Origin of the sequence: Micromonospora sp. NBS 11-29, from assembly GCF_002140155.1 — a bacterium.
Classification (GTDB): domain Bacteria; phylum Actinomycetota; class Actinomycetes; order Mycobacteriales; family Micromonosporaceae; genus Micromonospora.
Genome location: NZ_NAPR01000004.1, coordinates 210564 through 233194 on the forward strand (window position 1 = coordinate 210564; position 22631 = coordinate 233194).

The 22631-nt window shown below is 70.7% G+C and carries 17 protein-coding genes and 5 pseudogenes; 1 reads left to right on the plus strand and 21 read right to left on the minus strand.

Annotated elements, in window-relative coordinates:
* The 20 genes and pseudogenes from B1205_RS05000 to B1205_RS05095 form a co-directional block, all read right to left on the minus strand.
* The coding region (locus B1205_RS05000; protein WP_089154933.1) for an NADH-quinone oxidoreductase subunit M at positions 1–1529 on the minus strand (1529 nt) is incomplete at its 3' end.
* Positions 1530–1593: 64 nt separating this feature from the next.
* A pseudogene (gene nuoL, locus B1205_RS05005) lies at positions 1594–3467 on the minus strand (NADH-quinone oxidoreductase subunit L).
* A 10-nt stretch (positions 3468–3477) separates the two neighbouring features.
* The gene (gene nuoK, locus B1205_RS05010) at positions 3478–3777 is read right to left on the minus strand and encodes an NADH-quinone oxidoreductase subunit NuoK (RefSeq protein ID WP_089154544.1); all 300 of its coding nucleotides are present in this window, start codon (positions 3775–3777) and stop codon (positions 3478–3480) included.
* A pseudogene (locus B1205_RS05015) lies at positions 3774–4489 on the minus strand (NADH-quinone oxidoreductase subunit J). The gene nuoK and the pseudogene B1205_RS05015 overlap by 4 nt, the downstream one beginning before the upstream one ends.
* Entirely contained in the window at positions 4486–5127 is a 642-nt protein-coding gene (gene nuoI, locus B1205_RS05020) for an NADH-quinone oxidoreductase subunit NuoI (RefSeq protein ID WP_089154545.1), read from the minus strand. The pseudogene B1205_RS05015 and the gene nuoI overlap by 4 nt, the downstream one beginning before the upstream one ends.
* A gap of 1 nt (position 5128) precedes the next feature.
* Positions 5129–6484, minus strand: coding sequence for an NADH-quinone oxidoreductase subunit NuoH (nuoH, locus tag B1205_RS05025; protein ID WP_089154546.1), 1356 nt, complete (start codon positions 6482–6484; stop codon positions 5129–5131).
* The gene (locus B1205_RS05030) at positions 6481–8922 is read right to left on the minus strand and encodes an NADH-quinone oxidoreductase subunit G (RefSeq protein ID WP_089154547.1); all 2442 of its coding nucleotides are present in this window, start codon (positions 8920–8922) and stop codon (positions 6481–6483) included. Before B1205_RS05030 ends, nuoH begins: the two co-directional genes overlap by 4 nt.
* Entirely contained in the window at positions 8922–10238 is a 1317-nt protein-coding gene (nuoF, locus tag B1205_RS05035) for an NADH-quinone oxidoreductase subunit NuoF (RefSeq protein WP_089154548.1), read from the minus strand. The genes B1205_RS05030 and nuoF overlap by 1 nt, the downstream gene beginning before the upstream one ends.
* The gene (nuoE, locus tag B1205_RS05040; protein ID WP_089154549.1) at positions 10235–11158 is read right to left on the minus strand and encodes an NADH-quinone oxidoreductase subunit NuoE; all 924 of its coding nucleotides are present in this window, start codon (positions 11156–11158) and stop codon (positions 10235–10237) included. Before nuoE ends, nuoF begins: the two co-directional genes overlap by 4 nt.
* Positions 11155–12425: pseudogene (nuoD, locus tag B1205_RS05045) on the minus strand (NADH dehydrogenase (quinone) subunit D). Before nuoD ends, nuoE begins: the two are co-directional and overlap by 4 nt.
* On the minus strand, positions 12422–13153 hold the full coding sequence (locus B1205_RS05050) for an NADH-quinone oxidoreductase subunit C (protein WP_089154550.1): 732 nt from the start codon (positions 13151–13153) through the stop codon (positions 12422–12424). The pseudogene nuoD and the gene B1205_RS05050 overlap by 4 nt, the downstream one beginning before the upstream one ends.
* Positions 13150–13772, minus strand: a pseudogene (locus tag B1205_RS05055) (NuoB/complex I 20 kDa subunit family protein). The gene B1205_RS05050 and the pseudogene B1205_RS05055 overlap by 4 nt, the downstream one beginning before the upstream one ends.
* Before the next feature lie 12 nt (positions 13773–13784).
* Entirely contained in the window at positions 13785–14150 is a 366-nt protein-coding gene (locus tag B1205_RS05060; protein WP_089154551.1) for an NADH-quinone oxidoreductase subunit A, read from the minus strand.
* Between the two features lie 134 nt (positions 14151–14284).
* Positions 14285–15559 carry a geranylgeranyl reductase family protein gene (locus B1205_RS05065; RefSeq protein ID WP_089154934.1) on the minus strand — a complete coding sequence of 425 codons (1275 nt, stop codon included), beginning with the start codon at positions 15557–15559 and terminating at the stop codon, positions 14285–14287.
* Positions 15560–15694: 135 nt separating this feature from the next.
* On the minus strand, positions 15695–15913 hold the full coding sequence (locus tag B1205_RS05070; protein ID WP_089154935.1) for a hypothetical protein: 219 nt from the start codon (positions 15911–15913) through the stop codon (positions 15695–15697).
* Positions 15914–15987: 74 nt separating this feature from the next.
* Positions 15988–16698 carry a demethylmenaquinone methyltransferase gene (locus B1205_RS05075; protein ID WP_089154552.1) on the minus strand — a complete coding sequence of 237 codons (711 nt, stop codon included), beginning with the start codon at positions 16696–16698 and terminating at the stop codon, positions 15988–15990.
* 76 nt (positions 16699–16774) lie between these two features.
* A pseudogene (locus tag B1205_RS32700) lies at positions 16775–18049 on the minus strand (cell wall anchor protein); the annotation flags it as partial.
* Positions 18050–18477: 428 nt separating this feature from the next.
* Entirely contained in the window at positions 18478–19668 is a 1191-nt protein-coding gene (mqnC, locus tag B1205_RS05085) for a cyclic dehypoxanthinyl futalosine synthase (RefSeq protein WP_089154553.1), read from the minus strand.
* Positions 19669–20136: 468 nt separating this feature from the next.
* Complete coding sequence (locus B1205_RS05090) at positions 20137–20331, minus strand: DUF397 domain-containing protein (protein WP_089154554.1); 195 nt, start codon at positions 20329–20331, stop codon at positions 20137–20139.
* 7 nt (positions 20332–20338) lie between these two features.
* Positions 20339–21205: a helix-turn-helix domain-containing protein gene (locus tag B1205_RS05095; RefSeq protein WP_217809755.1), complete on the minus strand. Its 867-nt coding sequence runs from the start codon at positions 21203–21205 to the stop codon at positions 20339–20341.
* Between the two features lie 192 nt (positions 21206–21397).
* Here B1205_RS05095 and B1205_RS05100 point away from each other — a divergent pair, with 192 nt between their 5' ends.
* A complete protein-coding gene (locus B1205_RS05100; protein WP_089154556.1) occupies positions 21398–21706 on the plus strand; it encodes a hypothetical protein in 309 nt (102 codons plus the stop codon).
* A 17-nt stretch (positions 21707–21723) separates the two neighbouring features.
* Here the strand turns inward: B1205_RS05100 and B1205_RS05105 are convergent.
* On the minus strand, positions 21724–22631 hold a 908-nt coding region (locus B1205_RS05105; RefSeq protein ID WP_254909726.1), incomplete at its 5' end, for a 2Fe-2S iron-sulfur cluster-binding protein.

A 22631-nucleotide genomic window follows, 5' to 3' on the forward strand; every position in this document is an offset into this window, starting at 1 on the left:
TTGGCGGCCTCCTGGACGCTGCCGACCTCGGGGGCGGGGTCGGACTTGCCGACGTCCTGCATGGTCGCCTGGACGGCGGGATTGATGACATCGGTGACCGGCTTCGGATAGAAGCCGAGCAGCACGATCAGCGCGATCAGCGGCGCCACCACGACCTTCTCGCGCAGGCTGAGGTCCCGGCGCATGCCCTCGACCTCGGTCAGGGCCGGGTTCAGCGTGCCCTGGGTGGTGCGCTGCACCATCCACAGCACGTACGCGGCGGCCAGGATGATGCCGAGCGTGGCGATCACCGCGACCGGCTTGTTGACCGTGAACGTGCCGATCAGCACCAGGAACTCGGAGACGAACGGCGCGGTGCCGGGCAGCGCCAGCGAGGCCAGACCGGCGAAGAAGAGCACGCCGGCCAGCACCGGCACCAGCTTGCCCGCGCCGCCGAAGTCGCTGATCAGCGCCGAGCCGCGCCGGGCGATCAGCATGCCGACTACCAGGAAGAGCAGGCCGGTGGCGAGACCGTGGTTGAGCATGTAGAGCACCGCGCCGGTGCCGGCCTGGGTGGTGAAGGCGAAGATGCCCACCCCGATGAAGCCGAAGTGCGCGATCGAGGTGTACGACACCAGCCGCTTCAGGTCGTTCTGGCCGACCGCCAGCAGCGCGGCGTAGATGATGCCGATCACGCCGAGCGCGAGCGCGTACGGCGCGAACCAGCGGGACGCCTCGGGGAACAGCGGCAGGCAGTACCGCAGGATGCCGAACGTGCCGACCTTGTCCAGCACGCCGACCAGCAGCGCGGCGGCACCGGCCGGGGCCGCGCCACCGGCGTCCGGCAGCCAGGTGTGGAACGGGAAGAACGGCGCCTTGATCGCGAACGCGAGGAAGAAGCCGAGGAACAGCCAGCGGGCCGTGTCCGTGGCGATGTCCGCCTGGCTCAGCGCCTGCCAGTCGAAGGTCTTCCCGCCGACCACCCAGAGGCCGATCACCGCGGCCAGCATGAACAGACCGCCGACCAGCGAGTAGAGGAAGAACTTCACCGCCGCGTACTGCCGCTGGTGGCCGCCGTAGCTGCCGATCAGGAAGTACATCGGCACGAGCATGACCTCGAAGAACACGTAGAACAGGAAGATGTCGGAGGCGGCGAAGACACCGATCATCGTGGATTCGAGGACGAGCAGCAGCGCGAAGTAGACCGGCACCGAGCGCTTCGACGACTCGGCGTCGTGCCAGGACGCCAGGATCACCAGCGGCACCAGGATCGCGATCAGCATCAGCATGACCAGCGCGATGCCGTCCACCTCGAAGGTGAACCGCACGCCCCAGTTCGGGATCCACGCGTAGGACTCGCGGAACTGGAACCGGTCACCGTCGGCGGAGAAGGCGAACCACATCACCACCGAGAGCACCAGCAGCAGCAGCGACCAGCCGAACGCCACCAGCTTGGCCAGGTCCGGCCGGCTGCGTGGCAGCAGGGCCACCACCAGGGCACCGACCAGCGGCGCCACGGTCAGCACCGAGAGGAACGGGAAGTTGGACATTATTCGGCCTTACCTCCGTCGTGACTGCGTGGCCCGCCGGCGGGGGCGGCCGCGTTGAGGTCGATCACGCCAGCCACCCCGCCTGCACCGCCAGGAACGCCGCCACCACGAGCAGCGCGCCGGTCAGGATCGAGGTCGCGTACGACCGCGCGAAGCCGGTCTGGAGTCGCCGGAGCCGGCCCGAGCCTCCGCCCACGGCGGCGGCGAGGCCGTTGACCAGCCCGTCGACGCCCCGGTTGTCGAGGAAGACCAGCNGTAGAGGTTCCGGCGCGCGGCGGTGACCAGCACGCCGGCCGGCTGCGGCTCGGTGGCCGTGCCGTTGCGGAACAGGAACCAGGCCAGCCCCGCGCCGAGCACGGTGATCAGGATCGAGAGGATGGTGATGACGGTGTGCGAGAGCACGCCGTGCGCCTCGCCACCCGCCTCCTCGCCGAGCACCGGGGTCAGCCAGGACACCACGCCGTCGTTCAGGGTCATCAGACCACCGGCCACCACCGAGCCGGCGGCGAGCAGGATCAGCGGGATCGTCATGAGCTTCGGCGACTCGTGCGGGTGCTCGATGTCCTCGGTCCACCGCTTCGGGCCGTGGAAGGTGAGCACGAACAGCCGGGTCATGTAGAACGCGGTCAGCCCGGCGCCGAGCAGCGCGGCCATGCCGAACAGCCAGGCGGTCCAGCCTTCCCGCTCGAACGCGGCCGCGATGATCGGCTCCTTGGAGAAGTAGCCGGAGAGCGGCGGGATGCCGATGATGGCCAGCCAGCCCATCATGAACGTCAGCCAGGTGATCTTCATGTGCTTCGAGAGCCCGCCGAAGCGGCGGATGTCCACCTGGTCGTGCATGCCGTGCATGACCGAGCCGGCACCGAGGAACATGTTGGCCTTGAAGAAGCCGTGCGCCAGCAGGTGGATGATGGCCAGCGCGTACGCGCCGCCGCCGAGGCCGACGCCGAGGAACATGTAGCCGATCTGGCTCACCGTGGACCAGGCCAGCACCCGCTTGATGTCGTCCTTCGCCGCGCCGATGACGCAGCCCAGCAGCAGCGTGAGCGCGCCGACGCTGACCACCACGAGCTGGAGCGTCTCGTTGGCCGAGAAGATCGGGTTGGAGCGGGCGATCAGGTAGACGCCCGCGGTGACCATGGTGGCCGCGTGGATGAGCGCGGACACCGGGGTCGGGCCCTCCATCGCGTCCGGCAGCCACGCCTGGAGCGGGAACTGGCCGGACTTGCCGGCCGCGCCCAGGAGCAGCAGCAGGCCGAGCACCAGCACGGTGGTCGAGGTCAGCGAGCCGACCCCATTGAACACCTCGTCGTACTGGGTCGTGCCGAGCTGGGCGAAGAGGACGAAGATGCCGATGGCCAGGCCGGCGTCGCCGACCCGGTTCATCAGGAACGCCTTCTTGCCGGCGGTGGCCGCGCTGGGCCGGCCGTACCAGAACGAGATCAGCAGGTACGACGCCAGACCGACGCCCTCCCAGCCGAAGTAGAGCATCACGTAGTTGTTGCCGAGCACCAGCAGCAGCATCGCGGCGACGAACAGGTTGAAGTACCCGAAGAACCGCCGCCGGCCCTCGTCGTGCGCCATGTACTCGACGGCGTACAGGTGGATGAGGAAACCCACCCCGGTGATCAGCAGGACGAACACCGCGGCCAGCGGGTCGAAGAGCAGACCGAAGTCCACCTTCAGGTCGCCGACCGTGATGAACTGCCACAGGCTCTGCTCGACCTGCTTGTTCTCCAGGCCCCGGAGCTGGAAGAAGTAGGTCAGGCCGAGCACGAAGGCGGCGCCGATGGCCGCCACGCCCAGCCAGTGCCCCCACCGGTCCGCCCGCCGGCCGAGCAGCAGCAGGACCGCCGCGCTGACCAGCGGGATCGCCACCAGCAGCCAGACGCTGCCCAGCAGGCCATCCGCTTGCGCGAATTCCACAGTCTGTTCCACCGCAGACCCCTCAGTACTTCAGCAGGTTGGCGTCGTCGACGCTGGCCGAGCGCCGGGTCCGGAAGATCGCCATGATGATCGCGAGCCCGACCACGACCTCGGCCGCCGCCACCACCATCACGAAGAACGCCATGATCTGGCCGTTCAGGTCACCGTTGATCCGGCTGAACGTGACCAGGGTCAGGTTGGCCGCGTTGAGCATCAGCTCGACGCACATGAACAGCACGATCGCGTTGCGCCGGACCAGCACGCCCACGGCGCCGATGGTGAACAGCACCGCCGCGAGGATCAGGTAGTAGTCCGGGGTCATTTTTCGGTCCCCTTCAACGAGGTCTCCTCGGCGGTCAGCTCGCGCACCGGCATGATCTCCGGGATGCCGCGGTCGGTCAGCCGGCCGTCCGGCAGGCGGGCCGGGGTGGCCACGGACGAGGAGGTGGCGAAGACGCCCGGGCCGGGNCCATCCGGTCCTCCTTGCGCCGCTCCACGTGCGCCAGCACCATCGCGCCGACCGCGGCCGTGATCAGCAGCGCCGAGGTCAGCTCGAAGGCGAAGACGTACTTGGTGAAGAGCAGCCGGGCGATACCCTGCACGTTGCCCTCGGCGTTCGGCTGGTCGAGCCCGGTCGCCCGCACGCCGTCCAGGGCGCGGTAGAGCCCGCTGCCGACCAGGCCGGCGAAACCGAGCCCGAGCACCACCGCGGCGACCCGCTGACCACGTAGCGTCTCGATCAGCGAGTCCGACGCGTCCCGGCCGACCAGCATCAGCACGAACAGGAACAGCATCATGATCGCGCCGGTGTAGACGATGATCTGCACCATGCCGATGAACGGCCCGGCCTGGAGCACGTAGAACACGCCCAGGCAGAGCATGGTCAGCACCAGCCAGAGCGCGGAGTGCACCGCGTTGCGGGCCCACACCATGCCGAGCGCGCCGATCAGGGCCAGCGGGGCGAGGATCCAGAACGTGACCTCCTCACCCCCGGTCACCTCGCCCGCCGCGGCGAGCACCGTAGAAGTGGTCATGCCCCTGCTCCCTTGCCCGCCTCGGCGCGCTGCGCGGCCTGTTCGGCGCCGGGGAAGGTCACGCCGGGGTGCTCCTCCACCTGGTACCGACCCGGGCCCATCGGCGACTGCTCGGCGCCGGCCGAGGTGCCCGGGTTGGTCAGCGCACCGACGTAGTAGTCCTTCTCGCTGTCGCCCAGCCGCATCGGGTGCGGCGGCTGCTCCATGCCTTCGAGCAGCGGCGCGAGCAACTGCTCCTTGGTGAAGATCAGGTCCTGCCGGTTGTCCCGGGCCAGCTCGTACTCGTTGCTCATGGTGAGCGACCGGGTCGGGCAGGCCTCGATGCAGAGCCCGCAGAAGATGCACCGGGCGTAGTTGATCTGGTAGGTGCTGGCGTACCGCTCACCCGGGGAGAAGCGCTGCTCCTCGGTGTTGTCGCCACCCTCCACGTAGATCGCGTCGGCCGGGCAGGCCCAGGCGCACAGCTCGCAGCCGATGCACTTCTCCAGGCCGTCCGGGTGCCGGTTGAGGATGTGCCGCCCGTGGTAGCGCGGCGCCGAGACCGGCGGCTTGAACGGGTAGTCGGTGGTGACGACCTTCTTGAACATGTGCGAGAAGGTGACCCCGAAGCCCTTGAACGTTCCGGTGATCGCGCCCACGTCACACCTCCCTGGAGTCCGAGCCGGCGATGACGTTGGCCGGCTCCCGCTCGGCGACCACGCGCTTGGTACGCGGGCTCGGCGGAACCTGAAGATCCATCGGCGGCAGCGGGAAGCTGCCGTACGGCCGGCTGTCCGCCTGCTCCTGCGGCGACGGCTTCGGCTCCTTCTTCCGGGTCGGCCAGAAGAGCGTGGCCAGCAGCAGCACGCCCGCGCCGATGGCGGTGGCGAGCAGCCGGTCCTTCGTCTGCCAGTCCTCGATCGAGCGGAGCCCGGCGAGCACCAGGATCCAGACCAGGTTGATCGGCAGCAGGACCTTCCAGCCGAAGCGCATGAACTGGTCGTACCGGAGCCGGGGCAGCGTGCCGCGCAGCCAGACGAACACGAAGACCAGCAGGATCACCTTTCCGAAGAACCACAGCATCGGCCACCAACCCTCGTTGGCGCCCGACCAGAGCGTGATCGGCCAGGGGGCCCGCCAGCCGCCGAGGAACAGCGTGGTGGTGACCGCGGACATGGTCACCATGGCCACGTACTCGGAGAGCATGAACAGCGCGAACTTCAGCGAGCTGTACTCCGTCATGAAGCCGGCGACCAGCTCCGACTCCGCCTCGGGCAGGTCGAACGGCGCCCGGTTGGTCTCACCGACCATGGCGATGAAGAAGATGATGAAGCTGGGCAGCAGCAGGATCGCGTACCAGCCCGGGGCGGGCACGTCGACGCCGCCGATGGTGAGCTGGGTGGCGTCGCCCTGCTTGGCGACGATCCCGCTGGTCGACATCGTGCCGGCGGTCATGAACACCGCCACGATGCTCAGCCCCATGGCGACCTCGTACGAGATCATCTGGGCGCTGGAGCGGAGACCGCCGAGCAGCGGGTACGTCGAGCCGGAGGCCCACCCGCCGAGCACGATGCCGTACACGCCCATCGAGGAGCAGGCCAGGATCACCAGCACCGCCACCGGCACGTCGGTGACCTGGAGCGGCGTCCAGTGGCCGAAGATGCTCACCTTCGGGCCGAACGGGATCACCGACAGCGCGGTGACCGCGGAGATCACCGAGATGGTCGGCGCGAAGAAGAAGACCACCTTGTCGGCGGCGCGCGGGAGGATGTCCTCCTTGAACGCCATCTTCAGGCCGTCGGCGAGCGTCTGGAGCAGGCCGAACGGGCCGACCTGGTTGGGGCCGGGCCGCACCGCCATCCGGCCGACCACGCGGCGTTCGAACCAGACGCCGAGCAGCGTGGCCAGCAGGCCGAAGACGAACGCGAAGACGATCTTCCCAAGGACCAGCCACCACGGGTCCTTGCCGAAGTCGGCAAGCGTCGGGTCCTGCGCCGCGAGGTAGACGGTATTCACTCGGAGACACCCCCTGCGTTGAGGAGCGGACCCGGACGCGCGGCGGCGTCCGCGGCCACCGGCGCCGCGGTCACCTTCACGACATGACCGGACGTCGCGCCGAGGCTGCGCCGCACGGTCGAGCCGGGTGAGTTGGTCGGCAGCCAGACGACGCCGTCCGGCATCTCGGTGATCGCCGCCGGCAGGGTCACCGCGCCGCGGTCGGTGCCGACCGTGACCGGCTCCCCCCCCCCCCCCCCCCCCCCCCNGCCGGCGAGGTGCTCGTCGCCGTCGGTCAGGCTGCCCAGGTCGACGAGCTGGTGCCAGGTCGCCAGCACGGCCTCGCCCGGGCCGGGCTGCGGCACGGCGGCCGGCTCGACCGAGGGAGCGGACGGGCGCTCCGTCCGGGTCCGGGGCAGTGCGCCCAGCTCGCGGCGCACGCTCGGCACGTCACCGGTGCCGAGCCGCACGTCGAGCTGCGCGGCGATCGCGTCGAGCACCCGGCCGTCGGTCATCGCACCGGTGTCCAGCACCTTCTCGAAGGTGCGCAGCCGGCCCTCCCAGTCCAGGAAGCTGCCGGACTTCTCGACCACCGGGGCGACCGGGAAGACCACGTCCGCCCGGCGGGACACCGCGCTCATCCGCAGTTCCAGGCTGACCAGGAACGGCACCGCGTCCAGGGCGGTCTCGGCCAGGCGCGGGTCGGCCAGGTCGGCCGGGTCCACGCCGGCCACCACCAGCGCGCCGAGCTGGCCGTTGGCCGCCGCAGTGAGGATGCCGTCGGTGTCGCGGCCGGCCTGACTCGGGATCACCCCGGCCGGCAGGTCCCACGCCTCGCCCAGCTCCGCGCGGGCGGCCGGCTCGGTGACCACCCGGCCGCCGGGCAGCAGGTTGGGCAGGCAGCCCGCGTCGACCGCGCCGCGGTCACCCGCGCGCCGCGGCACCCAGGCCAGCCGGGCTCCGGTACGCCGGGCCACGTCCGCCGCCGCCGACAGGCCGCCGGGCACCGCGCCCAGCCGCTCGCCGACGATCAGGATCGCGCCGGGCTGCCCCAGCGCCTCGGCCACCGTGGCGTGCTCGGCCAGCACGCTGGCCTCCTCGCCGGGCACGACCCGGGCCAGCTTCGCCCCGAGCTTCTCCAGGCCGCGGGTCGCGAACGGCGCGATCGCGTACACCGTGAGGGTCTTCTTCAGGTACGCCTTGCGCAGCCGCAGGAAGAGGATCGGGCACTCCTCCTCCGGCTCCAGGCCGACGAGCACCACCGCGGGCGCCTTCTCCACGTCCGCGTAGGTCACGTCGGTGACCCCGGCGACGTTGCTGGCCAGGAAGTCGGACTCCTCGCGGGAGACCGGGCGGGCCCGGAAGTCGACGTCGTTGGTGTGCAACGCCACCCGGGCGAACTTGGCGTACGCGTAGGCGTCCTCGACGGTGAGCCGACCGCCGGTCAGCACCGCCGTGCCGGTGCCGGCGTCGCGGGCCGCGCGCAGCCCGTCGGCGGCCCGGGTCAGCGCCTCGCTCCAGGACGCCTCGCGCAGCTCACCGGTGTCGCCGTCGCGCACCAGCGGGGTGGTGAGGCGGTCGAACGCGCGGGTGTACTGGAAGCCCCAGCGGCCCTTGTCGCAGTTCCACTCCTCGTTCACCGCCGGGTCGTCGCCGGCCAGCCGGCGCAGCACCTTGCCCCGCCGCCAGTCGGTGCGCTGGGCGCAGCCGGCCGAGCAGTGCTCGCAGACGCTGGGCGTGGAGACCAGGTCGAACGGGCGGGCCCGGAACCGGTACTGGGCGCCGGTCAGCGCGCCCACCGGGCAGATCTGCACGGTGTTGCCGGAGAAGTACGAGTTGAAGGGGACATCCCCCTCCTCGCCCTCCTCCCCGTACGCGTCGTCCCGGTAGATGTTGATCTCCTCGTGCGAGGAGCGTCCCATCAGGTCGATGAACTTGTCGCCGGCGATCTCCTCGGAGAACCGGGTGCACCGCTGGCAGAGCACGCAGCGCTCGCGGTCGAGCAGCACCTGGGTGCTGATCGGCAGCGGCTTCGGGTACTCCCGCTTGTGCTCGTGGAACCGGGAGTCCGAGCGGCCGGTGGACATGGCCTGGTTCTGGAGCGGGCACTCACCGCCCTTGTCGCACATCGGGCAGTCCAGCGGGTGGTTCAGGAGCAGCAGCTCCATCACCCCCTCCTGGGCCTTCTTCGCGACCGGCGAGGTGAGCTGGGTGCGCACCACCATGCCGTCGGCGACGGTCTGGGTGCAGGAGGCGACCGGCTTGCGCTGGCCCTCCACCTCCACCAGGCACTGCCGGCAGGCGCCGGCCGGGGCCAGCAGCGGGTGGTCGCAGAAGCGCGGGATCTCGGTGCCCAACTGCTCGGCGACCCGGATCAGCAGCGCACCCTTGGGCGCGGTGACCTCGACCCCGTCGATGGTCAGCGTGACGGTCTCGGTCGGCTTGGCTACGTCCGTCATCAGTGGGCTCCAACCAGAGACTTGTCGGAGAGCTTCGGAGCGGTACGTCCCTCGATGTAGTCGAGGTAGTCCTGCTTGAAGTACTTCAGCGACGAGGTCACCGAGCTGGTCGCACCGTCACCCAGACCGCAGAACGAGCGTCCGAGGATGTTGTCGCAGGTGTCGAGCAGGGTGTCCAGGTCCTCGTGGGTGCCCTGGCCGGACAGGATGCGCCGGTAGACCCGGACCATCCAGTAGTTGCCCTCCCGGCACGGGGTGCACTTGCCGCACGACTCGTGGTGGTAGAACTCCAGCCACCGGTAGGTCGCGTACACCGGGCAGTCCTGGTCGGAGAAGATCTGCGTCGCCGTGGTGCCCAGGATCGAGCCGGCCGCCGCCACGCCCTCGAAGTCCAGCGGCACGTCCAGGTGCTCGGCGGTGAGCAGCGGCGTCGACGAGCCGCCCGGCGTCCAGAACCGCAGCTCGTGACCGGGCTTCATCCCGCCGGCCAGCTCGATCAGCTCGCGCAGCGTGATGCCCATCGAGGCCTCGAACTGGCCCGGGTTGGCGATCCGGCCGGAGAGCGAGTAGATCATCGGGCCGGACGACTTCTCCGTACCCATGGTCTTCCACCAGTCCGCGCCGCCCAGCACGATGTACGGCACGCTGGCGATGGTGCCGACGTTGTTGACCACGGTCGGACTGGCGTACAGGCCGTGGGTCGCCGGGAACGGCGGACGCAGCCGGGGCTGCCCCCGGAAGCCCTCCAGCGAGTCCAGCAGCGCGGTCTCCTCGCCGCAGATGTACGCCCCGGCGCCGGAGTGCACCACCAGCTCCAGGTCGAACCCGCTGCCGAGGATGTTCCGGCCGAGGTAGCCCTTGGCCTGCGCCTCGGCGACCGCGCTGCGCAGCCGCCGGGCGGCGTGCACGGCCTCGCCCCGGATGTAGATGTAGGCGCGGCTGGCCCGGATCGCGTACGAGGCGATGATGACGCCCTCGACCAGCGAGTGCGGGTCGTGCGTCATCAGCGGCAGGTCCTTGCAGGTGCCCGGCTCGCCCTCGTCGGCGTTCACCACCAGGTAGTGCGGCTTCCCGTCGCCCTGCGGGATGAAGCCCCACTTCAGACCGGTGGGGAAGCCCGCGCCGCCCCGGCCGCGCAGCCCGGAGTCCTTGATGAGCTGGATCAGGTCGTCCGGGTGCGCCTTGAGCGCCTTGCGCAGGGCGGCGTAGCCGTCCAGGTTCTCGTAGGTGCCGAGCCGCCAGGCGTCCGGCGACAGCCAGCGCTTGGTGAGCACCGGCGTGAGCTTGGCCAGCGTCTCCGGCCGAGGAGTGGTCACTTCCGGACCCCCGTTCCGTTCGCGTCCGCCGGGTCGGCGCCGTCGGCGTCCGTACCGGTTTCGGCGTCCTTGAGGTTGCGCTCCTGCGCGCCGGCCGCGTCGCCGGCGGGCTTGCGGTCGCCGGCGGGCGGGTTGGCCGCCGCGCCGGCCGCCTCCGCCGCCCGCGCGTCGCGCGGCGCGGGGGCGGGCTTCTCGGCCTCGGCCTTCGCCTTCGCCTCGGCGGCGGCCCGGTCGGCCTCGGCCTTGCTGCGGATCGGCGTCCTCGGGTCGAAGCCCGGCACCGAGATGCCGTGCTGCTCGGCCAGGCGCAGGCCGCGCAGGCTCGGCTCGCCCGGTCCACCGTCGGCCACCGCGCCGTCGCGTTCGTCGGCGAAACCGGCGAGCTGGACCGCCATCTCCTTGAGCGTGCAGAGCCGAGCACCCCGGGTCGGCATCGGCCGGCCGCCGGCCTGCAACTCCTGCACCACGCCGAGCGCGCCCTGCGGCTCCACGTTGTCGAAGAAGTCGTAGTTGACGGTCATCACCGGGCCGTAGTCGCACGCCGCCAGGCACTCGGCGTGCTCCAGGGTGATCTTCCCGTCGGCGGTGGTCTCCTCGTGCCCGACGCCCAGGTGCTCGGCGAGCGTGTCGTAGACCGCCTGCCCGCCGAGCATGTCGCACATCGTGTTGGTGCAGACGCTGACCAGGTAGTCGCCGGTCGGCTTGCGCTTGTACATGGTGTAGAAGGTGGCGACCGCGCCGACCTGGGCCTTGTTCAGCCCGAGCACCTCGGCGCAGAACTCGACGCCGGCCGGGGAGACGTAACCCTCCTCGGACTGGACCAGGTGCAGCAGCGGCAGCAGCGCCGAGCGGGACCGGTCCGCCGGGTACCGGGCGATGATCTCCCGCGCCCGCACGCGAGTCGTTTCGGAAAAGCTCATCGGTCACAACCACCCATCACGGGGTCCAGCGAGGCGCCGCCGGCGATCACGTCGGCGATCAGGCCGCCCTCGGCCATCGCCGGAAGGGCCTGCAGGTTGACGAAGCTCGGCTCCCGGTAGTGCACCCGGTACGGTCGGGTGCCACCGTCGGAGACCGCGTGCACGCCCAGCTCGCCGCGGGGCGACTCGATGCCGACGTACACCTGGCCCGGCGGGACCCGGAATCCCTCGGTGACGAGCTTGAAGTGGTGGATCAGCGACTCCATCGACTGACCCATGATCTTGGCGACGTGCTCCAGCGAGTTGCCCATGCCGTCGACGCCGATGGCGAGCTGCGCCGGCCAGGCGATCTTCTTGTCGGAGACCATCACCGGGCCCGGCTTCAACCGGTCGAGCGCCTGCTCGACCAGCTTCAGCGACTCGCGGATCTCCGCCAGCCGGACCTCGTAGCGACCCCACACGTCGCCGTCGGTGTGGGTCGGCACGTCGAACTCGTACGTCTCGTAGCCGCAGTACGGGACCGTCTTGCGCAGGTCCCACGGCAGGCCGGCGGAGCGGAGCACCGGACCGGTGACGCCGAGCGCCAGGCACGCCGTCACGTCGAGCACCGCGACGTGCTTGGTGCGCTCGATCCAGATCGGCTGCCCGGAGAGCAGGTTCTCGTACTCCTTGAGCTTCTTCGGCATCAGCACCAGGAAGTCGCGGATCTTGCGGATCGCGTCGTCCGGCACGTCCTGCGCCNGATGTCGAGGATGTACTCCCGCTCGCGGAAGCCGTACAACATCATGTTGATCGCGCCGAGTTCCATGCCGGTGGTGGCCAGCCAGACCAGGTGCGAGGAGATCCGGTTGAGCTCCATCATCAGCACCCGGATGGTGGTCGCCCGCTCGGTGACGTCGTCGGTGACGCCGAGCAGCTTCTCCACCGCGAGCGCGTACGCCGTCTCGTTGAAGATCGGCGAGAGGTAGTCCATCCGGGTCACGAACGTCGAACCCTGGACCCAGTTGCGGTACTCCAGGTTCTTCTCGATGCCGGTGTGCAGGTAGCCGATGACCGAGCGGGCCTCGCGGACCGTCTCGCCCTCCAGCTCCAGGATCAGCCGGAGCACGCCGTGCGTGGACGGGTGCTGCGGACCCATGTTGACGACGATCCGCTCGTCGTTGATCGGGTCGGTGCCGGAGACGACCTGGTCCCAGTCCCCACCGGTGACGGTGAAGACCTTGCCCTCGGTGGTCTCGCGCTCGGTCGCGTAGTTCGACGTCGTCACTGGTACGACCTCCGTCGGTCCGGCGGCGGGATCTCCGCGCCCTTGTACTCGACGGGGACGCCGCCGAGCGGGTAGTCCTTGCGCTGGGGGTGCCCCTCCCAGTCGTCCGGCATGAGGATCCGGGTCAGGTTGGGGTGGCCGTCGAAGACGATGCCGAACATGTCGTACGTCTCCCGCTCCTGCCAGTCGGCGGTCGGGTAGACGGCGGTGACGCTCGGCAGGTGCGGGTCCTCGGCGGAGACCGCGACCTCCAGTCGGACCAGCCGCCGGTAGGTCATCGAGGTGAGCTGGTAGACAACGTGCAACCGGCGCTCGTCCGCGCCCAGGTAGTCCACCCCGGACACCGAGGAGCACAGCTCGAAGCGCAGCGACAGGTCGTCGCGCATCACCTGGCAGACCTCGGCGATCCGCTCCGGGCGGACGTGCAGGGTCAGCTCGCCCCGGTCGACCACGATCTTCTCGATCGCGTCGCCGAAGTCCGGGTACGCCTCCTCCAGCGCGTCCCGCACCTCGTCGAAGTAGCCCCCGTACGGCCGGGCGGCCTCCTCGATCGGCCGGCGCGGGCGGACCAGGCCGCCGTAGCCGGAGACGTCGCCGGTGCCCTGGTTGCCGAACATGCCGCGCCCGGCCGGGCTGGCCGGCGGGTATTCGGCGGGGGCGGTGCCGCTGGCGCCGGCGGGGGTGGTGGGTACCGGAACCCCGCCGTCGTCGTTCCGGTCGATGCTCACTTGGGTCCCCCCTGCGTCTGGAGGTGGTTCTGCGCCTTCATCCAGTTCTCAATCCGCAGCTGCTCCTCGCGCCCCTCGCGGACCGCCTTCGTCCACTCGGCACGCCGGGCCTTGTCGTTGCGGTACGACGAGGGCATCGAGCCGTACGGCACGACCGGCACGTCACCGCGCTCCTTGCGGGCCTCCAGCATCTTGCGGCCGTTCGGGCCCAGCGGCTCGTACATGATCTTCTCGCGGAGCTTGAGCACCGCGTCGATGAGCATCTCGGGCCGGGGCGGGCAGCCGGGGAGGTACATGTCGACCGGGACGACGTGGTCGACGCCCTGCACGATGGCGTAGTTGTTGAACATGCCGCCGCTGCTGGCGCAGACACCCATCGAGATGACCCAGCGGGGCTCGGCCATCTGGTCGTAGATCTGCCGCAGGACCGGGGCCATCTTCTGGCTCACCCGGCCGGCCACGATCATCAGGTCCGCCTGGCGGGGCGAGGCGCGGAAGACCTCCATGCCCCACCGGCCCATGTCGTAGTGCGGTCCGCCCGCGGNTTCCGCGACCAGTTGACCAGCTTCTCGACGCTGGTGAGCAGGACGCCGGAGGGAAGCTTCTCCTCGATGCCCATCTGCTACCTCCCTCAGTCCCAGTCCAGGCCGCCGCGCCGCCACACGTAGGCGTAGGCGACGAAGACCGCGACGATGAACATGACCATCTCCACGAAGCCGAAGATCGGCAGGGCGTCGAACGAGACCGCCCAGGGGTAGAGGAAGATGATCTCGATGTCGAAGACGATGAAGAGCATCGCCGTCAGGTAGAACTTGATCGGGAACCGGCCGCCGCCGACCGGCTGCGGGCTCGGCTCGATGCCACACTCGTACGCCTCGAGCTTGGCCTTGTTCAGACGCCGGGGGCCGGCGAATCGGGCGGCGGCCACGGAGAACAGCGCGAACCCCGCGGCGAGGGCGAACAGCCCGATGATGGGTGCATAAGGAGAGAGCGTCATCGTTATCCCCTGCTCGTCCTTCCCTGACCTCGGTGGTTGGCCAAAATCACACTATTCACGTCCCTCACGACCTCGGTCGGCGGGGGTCGATCTCCGGCCGGTCCGGGGTCGCCGACCCCGGACCGGGTGGTCTCCTACACGGCCGGCGCCACTCTCGTCATGGCGTTGATGACCCGGTCCATCGCGTCCCCGCCGCGCGGGTCCGTCAGGTTCGCCAGCAGCTTGAGCACGAAGCGCATGAGCAGCGGGTGCGGCATGCCGTGCTTGGTCGCCATCCGCATCACCTCCGGCCGGCCGATCAGCTTCACGAAGATCCCGCCGAGCCGGTAGTAGCCGCCGAAGCGGGCCTTCAGCTCCTGCGGGTACGCCATCAGCGCCCGCTCCCGCTCCGCGCCGGCCGGGCGGGCGAGCGCCTGCACCGCGACCTCCGCGGCCAGTTCGCCGGACTCCATCGCGTACGCGATGCCCTCGCCGTTGAACGGGTTGACCATGCCGCCGGAGTCGCCGACGAGCAGCACGCCGCGGCTGTAGTGCGGGACCCGGTTGAAGCCCATCGGCAGCGCGGCGCCGAGGATCGGCCCCTCCGCGTTGGCCTCGTCGGTCATCCCCCAGTCCTCCGGGGTGTTGGCCAGCCAGTCGGTGAGCAGCCGCCGGTAGTTCGTTTTGCCGAAGGCCGACGAGGAGTTGAGCACGCCGAGGCCGACGTTCACCCGACCGTCGCCGAGGCCGAAGATCCAGCCGTAGCCGGGCAGCAGCGCGTCGTTGCCCTTCGACCGCAGCTCCAGCCACGACTCCAGGTAGTCGTCGTCGTGCTTGGCCGGCGAGCGGTAGTAGCGACGGACCGCCACGCCGATCGGCCGGTCCTCCCGCTTGGCCATGCCGAGGGCGAGCGGGAACCGGCCGGAGACGCCGTCCGCGGCGACCACCAGCGGGGCGTGGAAGGTGGCCGGCTCCTTGCCGGGGCCGACCTCGGCCTGCACGCCGGTCACCCGGTCGTCGGCGTCGAGCACCGGGCCGAGCACGTTGACGCCGGTGCGCAGCGTCGCGCCGGCGTCGACGGCTCGCCGGGCGAGCAGGTCGTCGAAGTCGAGTCGGGTGCGGACCAGGCCGTAGTTCGGGAAGCTGGCCAGGTCGGGCCAGTCCAGCTCCAGGCGCACCCCGCCACCGATCACCCGCAGGCCCTTGTTGTGCAGCCAGCCGGCCTCGGGCGAGGTGTCCACGCCCATCCGGATGAGCTGCCGCACGGCGCGGGGCGTGAGCCCGTCGCCGCAGACCTTCTCCCGGGGGAACTCCGTCTTCTCCAGCAGCAGCACGCGTACGCCGTGCCGCGCCAGGTGGTACGCCGTGGCCGATCCTCCGGGACCGGCGCCCACGACGATGACGTCGGCGTCGTTCTCCACCGCGGTCATCCGCGCCTCCTCCCGCATGCTCGTGAAATGCTTCACAAGCCGATCCGGTTGGAGTCTATGACCGGCGTTACACCGGTATGCGCTGAGGGGGGCCTAACTTCGTGGAAACCCGCCGGTAAAAGGTATGGAGATCGGTCAGGGACGGGTCGACGCAACCGGTCCCAGGCCGGCGTCGAGTCTGATCGACTCGGGCAGATGGTCGCGCAACGCGCCGCCGGCAGCACGGTCCAACGCCGCCAGCACCTCGGCGACGACCTGGCGGACGTCGGTGGGGTCCGCGCCGGCCAACTCCCGGAGCTGCGCGATCAGCTCGGCGGCGTCCTCGTCGGTGGTGGCCTGGCGCGATGCGGTCATGGCGGCGAGCCTACGGGGCAAAGTAGACCGAAACCGGATATTCACGAAATAGCCGATTGATGCCGGCGATGCGATCAGTCTCGGACGGCACGGTGCAGGGCGACGACCCCGCCGGTGAGGTTGCGCCACGCCACCCGACCCCAACCGGCCGCGCCGACCCGGGCGGCCAGGGCACGCTGGTCCGGCCAGGCCCGGATCGACTCGGCGAGGTAGACGTAGGCGTCGGGGTTGCTGGACACCGCGCGGGCCACCGTCGGCAACGACCGCATCAGGTACGACAGGTAGACCGTGCGGAACGCCGGGTTGACCGGGGTGCTGAACTCGCACACCACCAGTCGCCCGCCCGGCCGGGTGACCCGGGCCAGCTCGCGCAGGGCGGCGTCGGTGTCGTTCACGTTGCGCAGCGCGAAGGAGATGGTCACCGCGTCGAAACTGGCGTCGGCGAACGGCAGCCGCAGCGCGTCCCCGGCCAGCAGCGGCACCGACGGACGGCTGCGCTTGCCGGCGTGCAGCATCCCCAGCGACAGGTCGACCCCGACCGCGTACGCCCCGGAGTGGGCCAACTCCTCGGTCGAGACGCCGGTGCCGGCGCCGACGTCCAGCACCCGCTGGCCCGGACGCAGGCCGAGCGCCGCCCGGGTGGCCCGCCGCCAGGGCCGGTCCTGCCCGAAGGAGAGCACGGTGTTGGTCAGGTCGTAGCGGGCCGCCACCCCGTCGAACATGGCGGCGACCTCGTGCGGCTGCTTCTCCAGGCTGGCGCGCTGGCCCTGCGGGGTACGGCTCACCCCTCCACTCTGCCAGCCGCACCGGGCCGGACCCACCCCGGGTACGCGCGGGGGCGGGACGGTCACCCCGTCCNCAGTCCTCGGTGCGGCCCTCGGTCGGTGCGACCAGGACCACCTTGCGCCGCCGGGACAGCACCAGCAGCACCGCGCCGGCGGCGAGCACGGCCGCGCCGAGGCCCCCGATCAGGCCGATCTGCACACCGGTGACCGGCAGGCCGCCGTCGCCGGAGCCGCCACCGCTGCCACCACCCGGGGTCGAGGTCGGGGTCGCGGTCGGGACCGAGGTCGCGCTGCCGCTCGGCGTCGGCTCGGCGGTCGGCGTACCGGTCGGCGTCGGCTCGGCGGTCGGGGTGCCGGTCGGCGTCGGCTGCGGGCTCGGGTCCACGAAGACGTCGAACTGCGCGGTGTTGTCGGTGTCGTCGACCTCGGCGAAGGCGCGACGCTGCGCCGAGCTGGCGACACGCGGGGCCTCCTCGGGCGCCCCGGCGGCGGCGTCCAGACCCTTGGCCCAGATGAAGCCCGGCCGCAGCAACGTCTCGGTGACGTCCGCGCCCACCTTCACCCGCACGCCGGCGGTGTAGTACTGGCCGGGCTTGAGCACCGCGCCACGGTCCTCGCAGTACGCGCGCGCGACCCCGCCCAGGTTCTGCTCCTCGCAGCCCTCGGGCAGCTCGGCGAAGGTGACTCCGGCCGGCAGCGTGATCCCGTACGCGACGCCCGTCGCCTGCTCGCTGCCGTCGTTGAAGACGGCCCAGTCCAACGGCGCGGTCTCGCCCGGCCGGACCGGACGGAGGTTCGACTCGCCGATTTCGTCGCCGTCGACCTGCACGTCGGCGTACACGTCCTGCACCCAGGTGGTGAGGTCGTAGCCGGGCGCGGCGACGGTGATGTCGTGGTCGACCGAGTCCAGGACCCCGGCGCCGTTGGCCGCGGTGATGGAGACCTTCAGCGTGCCGGCCTCGCCCTCGCCGTCGGTGGAGAAGACCGGGAGGCCGAAGTCCTCGGTGGTGCCGGCGGCCAGGTCGCCGAGCAGGCAGGTGAACGCGGTGCCGGTCACCTCGCAGTCCTTCGGCACCAGCACGCCGACCTTGTCGGCCTTGAGGCCCTTGGTCTCCACCGTGACCCGGACGCCCTTCGCGTCGACGGCGCCGGTGGTGTTGTCGACCTGGAACTTGAACGGCTTGGCCTTGGCCGCCTCGACGCCCTGGGCCAGTGAGTAGCTGAGTGGGATGAGTCGAAGCTCGGGCCCGTCGGCGGCGTGCGCCGGACCGGCGGCGGCAGCAACGCCGGCGGTGGAGAGCAGGGCCACCACGCCGGCGCGCGCCAGCGTGGTTCGGTATCGGTTGGTCATGGTTCCCTCGGGGGGTAGGGACGCGCCGAGCAGGCACGGAACGAACGGACGGTACCGAAGCGACGCGGCCTCGCACCAGCGTCCCGCCGGTGGGAATTCGCACCGTCACCGACCGACAGCAGGGGCGGGATGGTCACCCATCCCGCCCCTGCTGCCGTGCGTTATGTGAACGGCCCTCATGGGCCGATGGAGGACGACGGTCCGCCGAACGCCGCCAGCGTAAACGCCACGGCCGCCCGCCGGAGCGGGCGCCACCGGGTCGCTGCCGACCTGTTACATAGCAGGTCGCGGCCCGGATCGGAGGTGTCGAGCGGGCACGTTAGCGGCTCCGGATCACGCCCGTCGAGGCCCGCGCCGAAGCTTCACCGGAAACGGGTACGGCGACCGACCGCACGACGTCCACGGCCCCACCGAACGGGTGAGCCGGGTCAGTTCACCTCGACCAGCGGCAGGGACTTGCCGACCCCGCCGCCCGGCAGCGCGATCGAGGAGAAGTGCGACACCACCCGGTCGTCGCTCGGGTCGTCGGCGGGCGTGTGGTGCACCGCCAGCCGGTGGTAGAGCGTGTCCCGCTGGGCCGGAATCCGGTCGGCCGAGCGGATCATGCCGATCAGCTCGTGCAGGTTGGACCGGTGCCGTGCGCCGGCCGAGGAGATCACGTTCTCCTCCAGCATGATCGAGCCGAGGTCGTCCACACCCATGTGCAGCGCGAGCTGGCCGACGTCCTTGCCGGTGGTCAGCCAGGACGCCTGAAGGTGCGGCACCGTCTCGAAGAAGAGGCGGGCCACCGCCACCAGGCGCAGGTATTCCAGCGCGGTGGCCTGCGTACGGCCCTTGAGGTGGTTGTTCTCCGGCTGGTACGTCCACGGGATGAAGGCCCGGAAGCCGCTGGTGCGGTCCTGCACGTCGCGGATCATCCGCAGGTGCTCGATCCGCTCGGCGTTGGTCTCGCCGGTGCCCATCATCATCGTCGCGGTCGACTCCAGGCCCTGCCGGTGCGCCAGCTCCATGACCTCCAGCCAACGCGCGCCCGACTCCTTCAGCGGCGCGATTGCCTTGCGCGGGCGGTCCGGCAGCATCTCCGCGCCGGCGCCGGCGATCGAGTCCAGGCCGGCGGCCTTGATCCGGGCGATGGCCTCGTCCAGGCTGACGCCGGAGACCTTCGCCATGTGCAGGATCTCGCTCGGGCCGATCGAGTGGATGGCGAGCTGCGGGTACGCCTGCTTGACCGAGGAGAACAACTCCTCGTAGTACGCCACGCCGTAGTCCGGGTGGTGGCCGCCCTGGAGCATGACCTGGGTGGCGCCCAGCTCGACCGCCTCACCGCAGCGGCGCAGGATCTCCTCGGTCGGGTGGGTCCACCCCTCGGAGTGCTTGGGGGCACGATAGAACGCGCAGAACTTGCACGCCGTCACGCAGACGTTGGTGTAGTTGATGTTGCGGTCGATCAGGTACGTGACGACGTTGTCCGGGTAGCGGCGACGCCGGACCGCGTCGGCCGCCTCGCCCAGCGCGTGGAAGGGCGCCTCGGTGTAGAGCAGCAGGGCCTCCTCGGGCGTGATCCGCCCGCCGTCCGCGCCGCGTTGCAGGATGTCGTCGATCTCCCGGTTCGCCGTCACATCCCCGAGCCTACGCCCGCCGGTCGCCCAGGCCCGCGAGGGTGCTCCGCCACGAGACGTCCCGCCCGCCGCGCCCGGACGACCGATCTACTGCCCGTCACCCAGCGTTAGGCGCCAGAAACACACTTCACCCGAGCACGGTATACCTCTGAGTCATAATTATGACTGGGAGGTATAGCGCGTTCAGTGGGTCCGTGCTCCCCGGCCCGACACGCCGACGTTGCGCATACGTTCGGCTTCGGCTTCGGCTTCGTACCGAACGGCCGCCAGATCTCGGCCCGACGGCGAGATCCACACCGGTTCGCCGAAGTGGTGCCTTCCCGACAGGACGATGCCGCCACTTCACCGAACTGGCGACGCCGCCGCTCATAACCACCTGTTGAGCACGTCAGAGGGGAACTTTCATACCAAGATCTCGTGTTTCTCAAATGGGGTGGATCAAGGGCACCGGTCCAGCCGTGGTATCCGTCAGGCGCGGTGCGGCGGGCCGGCGACGAAGGCGGCCCAGGCAAGCCGGTCGAAGGCGAGCACCGGCCCGGCCGGGTCCTTCGAATCACGTACGCCGACCACCCGCGCCGCCGTCGCCACCTCCACGCAGTCGGCGTTGGAACCGCTGCGGGTGGACTTGCGCCAGGTCGCGCCGGACAGCTCAGGGGTGGTCATCCTCGGCTCACTCTCGCTCGTGCTCCGCCGCGTACCGCGCGACGAGCGCCATCGAATCGACGGTGCTCAACGCCACTTCGGTCAGCCTATCCGCCTCCCGCCGGAAGTGCGCCACCTGCGCGGCCTCCTCAAGGAACAGCCCGGTCAGCTTGTGGTCGAGGTAGACCACCGAGCGGTTACGCGGGAAGTCGAAGAGCGCGAACGAGCCGTCCAGGCCGGTGTGCGCGCCGACCGCCAGCGGCACCACCCGCAGCGTGACCGTCGGCCGCTCGGCCGCCTCGACCAGATGCCGGAGCTGGCGGGCCATCACCCGGGGGCCGCCGAGCGCCCGGCGTAGCACCGCCTCGTCGAGCAGCGCGTGCAACGCGGGTGGGATGGCGCGGCTCAGGATCGCCTGCCGGCCCAGCCGGGCGGCCACCCGTGCCTGCGCCTCGTCGGGCGGCACGCCGCAGCCGGCCATCACCGCCTGGGCGTAGTCCGGCGTCTGCAACAGGCCCGGCACCAGCAGCGGCTGCCAGTTGACGATGGTGGCCGCCTCGGCCTCCAGCCGGATCAGCGTGCGCGACTCGTCGGACAGCCCGCCGATCGCCTCCCACCAGCCGGTTTCGGTCGAGCGCTCGGCCATCGCGAGCAGCCGCCGACGCTCCTCCCCGGTGACGCCGTAGATCACCAGCAGGGACGCGACGTCGGCTGCCTGGATGCCCTGGACGCCGGTCTCCATCCGGGACAGTTTGGAGGGCTGCCAGTCCAGCCGGGTCGCCACCCGCCGGAGCGCGAGCCCTCGTGCCTCTCGCAGCTCGCGGAGCTCCCCGCCGAGACCACGCCCGACGACGGTGGGCAGATTCGCCTTCGCCATGTCGTCCCTTCCAGCCATCCCGCCGATCGTCACGCTGACGACACGCGCCGTTGCTTTGAGTATTGACTCTCCACACTTGCAGCGCAACCATTACGAGCAACGTTGCGACACACCGTCGCCGCTGGCCTCTCGGGAGTCTTGATGAAGACATGTCAGCCCACCTGGCTACAGCCGCACGACCCGGCGGACTCGCCCGGCCCCATCCCTTCGGTGATCGACCGCTTTGGCCGGCACGGGCGTGCCAACCGACCCTCACTCACGGAGGCGGAGCGGGAAGCGGCCCGTTACACCGTCGTGCTCGTGTCGCCGGAGGCGGCCGAGGCGCTGGGCGACGACCGGGGCGAGGTCGGGCTGCACCTGTTCCTGGACGACGACTGGGATCACCAGCCGGCGCACCTGGACGAGGCGGTCAAGATGATCGAGGAAACCTGCGGCGAGCCGATCACCCTCACCGAGCACCACTCAGACCTCACCTACTGGACCGCCGCCGTGCGGCAACAACAGGAGGCGAGCCACTGACCGACGCGCGCAGCCGGCTATGCGTCGTAGTCGACGGTCAGGTTGTCGGTGAGTGGGCTGGACTGGCAGGTCAACACGTAGCCGGCGGCCACCTCGTCCGGCTCCAGCGAGTAGTTGCGCGCCATCGCCACCTCACCCGAGGTGACCCGGGCCCGGCAGGTCGAGCAGACCCCGCCCTTGCAGGCGTACGGCAGCTCGCCGCGCACCCGCAGGGCCGCGTCCAGCACCCGCTCCTCCCGGCCCATGGTGAAGCGCGACGAGCGTCCGTCCAGCACGATCGTCACCTCGGTGCCGGCGTCGGGTCGGTCGGTGGGACGGCGTACCGGCTCCGGTGGGGCGTCGACGTGGAACAGCTCGGTGTGCACCGCCGCGTCGGGCACGCCGCGACCGGCCAGCACCGCCTTGGCGTCCACCACCATCCCGTACGGGCCGCAGAGGAACCATTCCTCGATCTCGTCGCCGGGGACGACGGTGTCGAGCAGCCGGGTCAGCCGGTCGGCGTCGATCCGCCCGGAGAGCAACGGTGACTCGCCCATCTCCCGGGACAACACATGCACCAGGTGCAGCCGGGTCGGATAGCGGTCCTTCAGGTCGGCCAGCTCCTCGGCGAACATCACCGTGTTGGCCGTGCGGTTGCCGTACACCAGGGTGAAGGTGCTGGCCGGCTCGACGGCCAGCGCGGTCGCGGCCAGCCCGAGCACCGGTGTGATGCCGGAGCCGGCGACCACCGCGCCGTACCGTCGGATCCGGCCGGCGGTGAACGCGGAGGTGAAGTGCCCGAGCGGCGGCAGCACCTCGACGGTGTCGCCGTGGCGCAGCGCGCCGCAGGCGTACGCGGAGAAGGCCCCGCCGGGGACCTCGCGCACCCCGATCCGCAACCGGCCGTGCCGGGCCAGGTCGTCCGGGGTGGAGCAGATCGAGTACG

Excerpts from the sequence above, each read along its gene's own strand:
- B1205_RS05090 (WP_089154554.1), bottom strand. The coding sequence starts at position 20,331 with ATGACCACCCCTGAGCTGTCCGGCGCGACCTGGCGCAAGTCCACCCGC.
- B1205_RS05060 (WP_089154551.1), bottom strand. The coding sequence starts at position 14,150 with ATGACGCTCTCTCCTTATGCACCCATCATCGGGCTGTTCGCCCTCGCC.
- nuoK (WP_089154544.1), bottom strand. The coding sequence starts at position 3,777 with ATGACCCCGGACTACTACCTGATCCTCGCGGCGGTGCTGTTCACCATC.
- B1205_RS05070 (WP_089154935.1), bottom strand. The coding sequence starts at position 15,913 with ATGACCGCATCGCGCCAGGCCACCACCGACGAGGACGCCGCCGAGCTG.
- nuoE (WP_089154549.1), bottom strand. The coding sequence starts at position 11,158 with ATGAGCTTTTCCGAAACGACTCGCGTGCGGGCGCGGGAGATCATCGCC.
- B1205_RS05095 (WP_217809755.1), bottom strand. The coding sequence starts at position 21,205 with ATGGCTGGAAGGGACGACATGGCGAAGGCGAATCTGCCCACCGTCGTC.
- B1205_RS05065 (WP_089154934.1), bottom strand. The coding sequence starts at position 15,559 with ATGACCGCGGTGGAGAACGACGCCGACGTCATCGTCGTGGGCGCCGGT.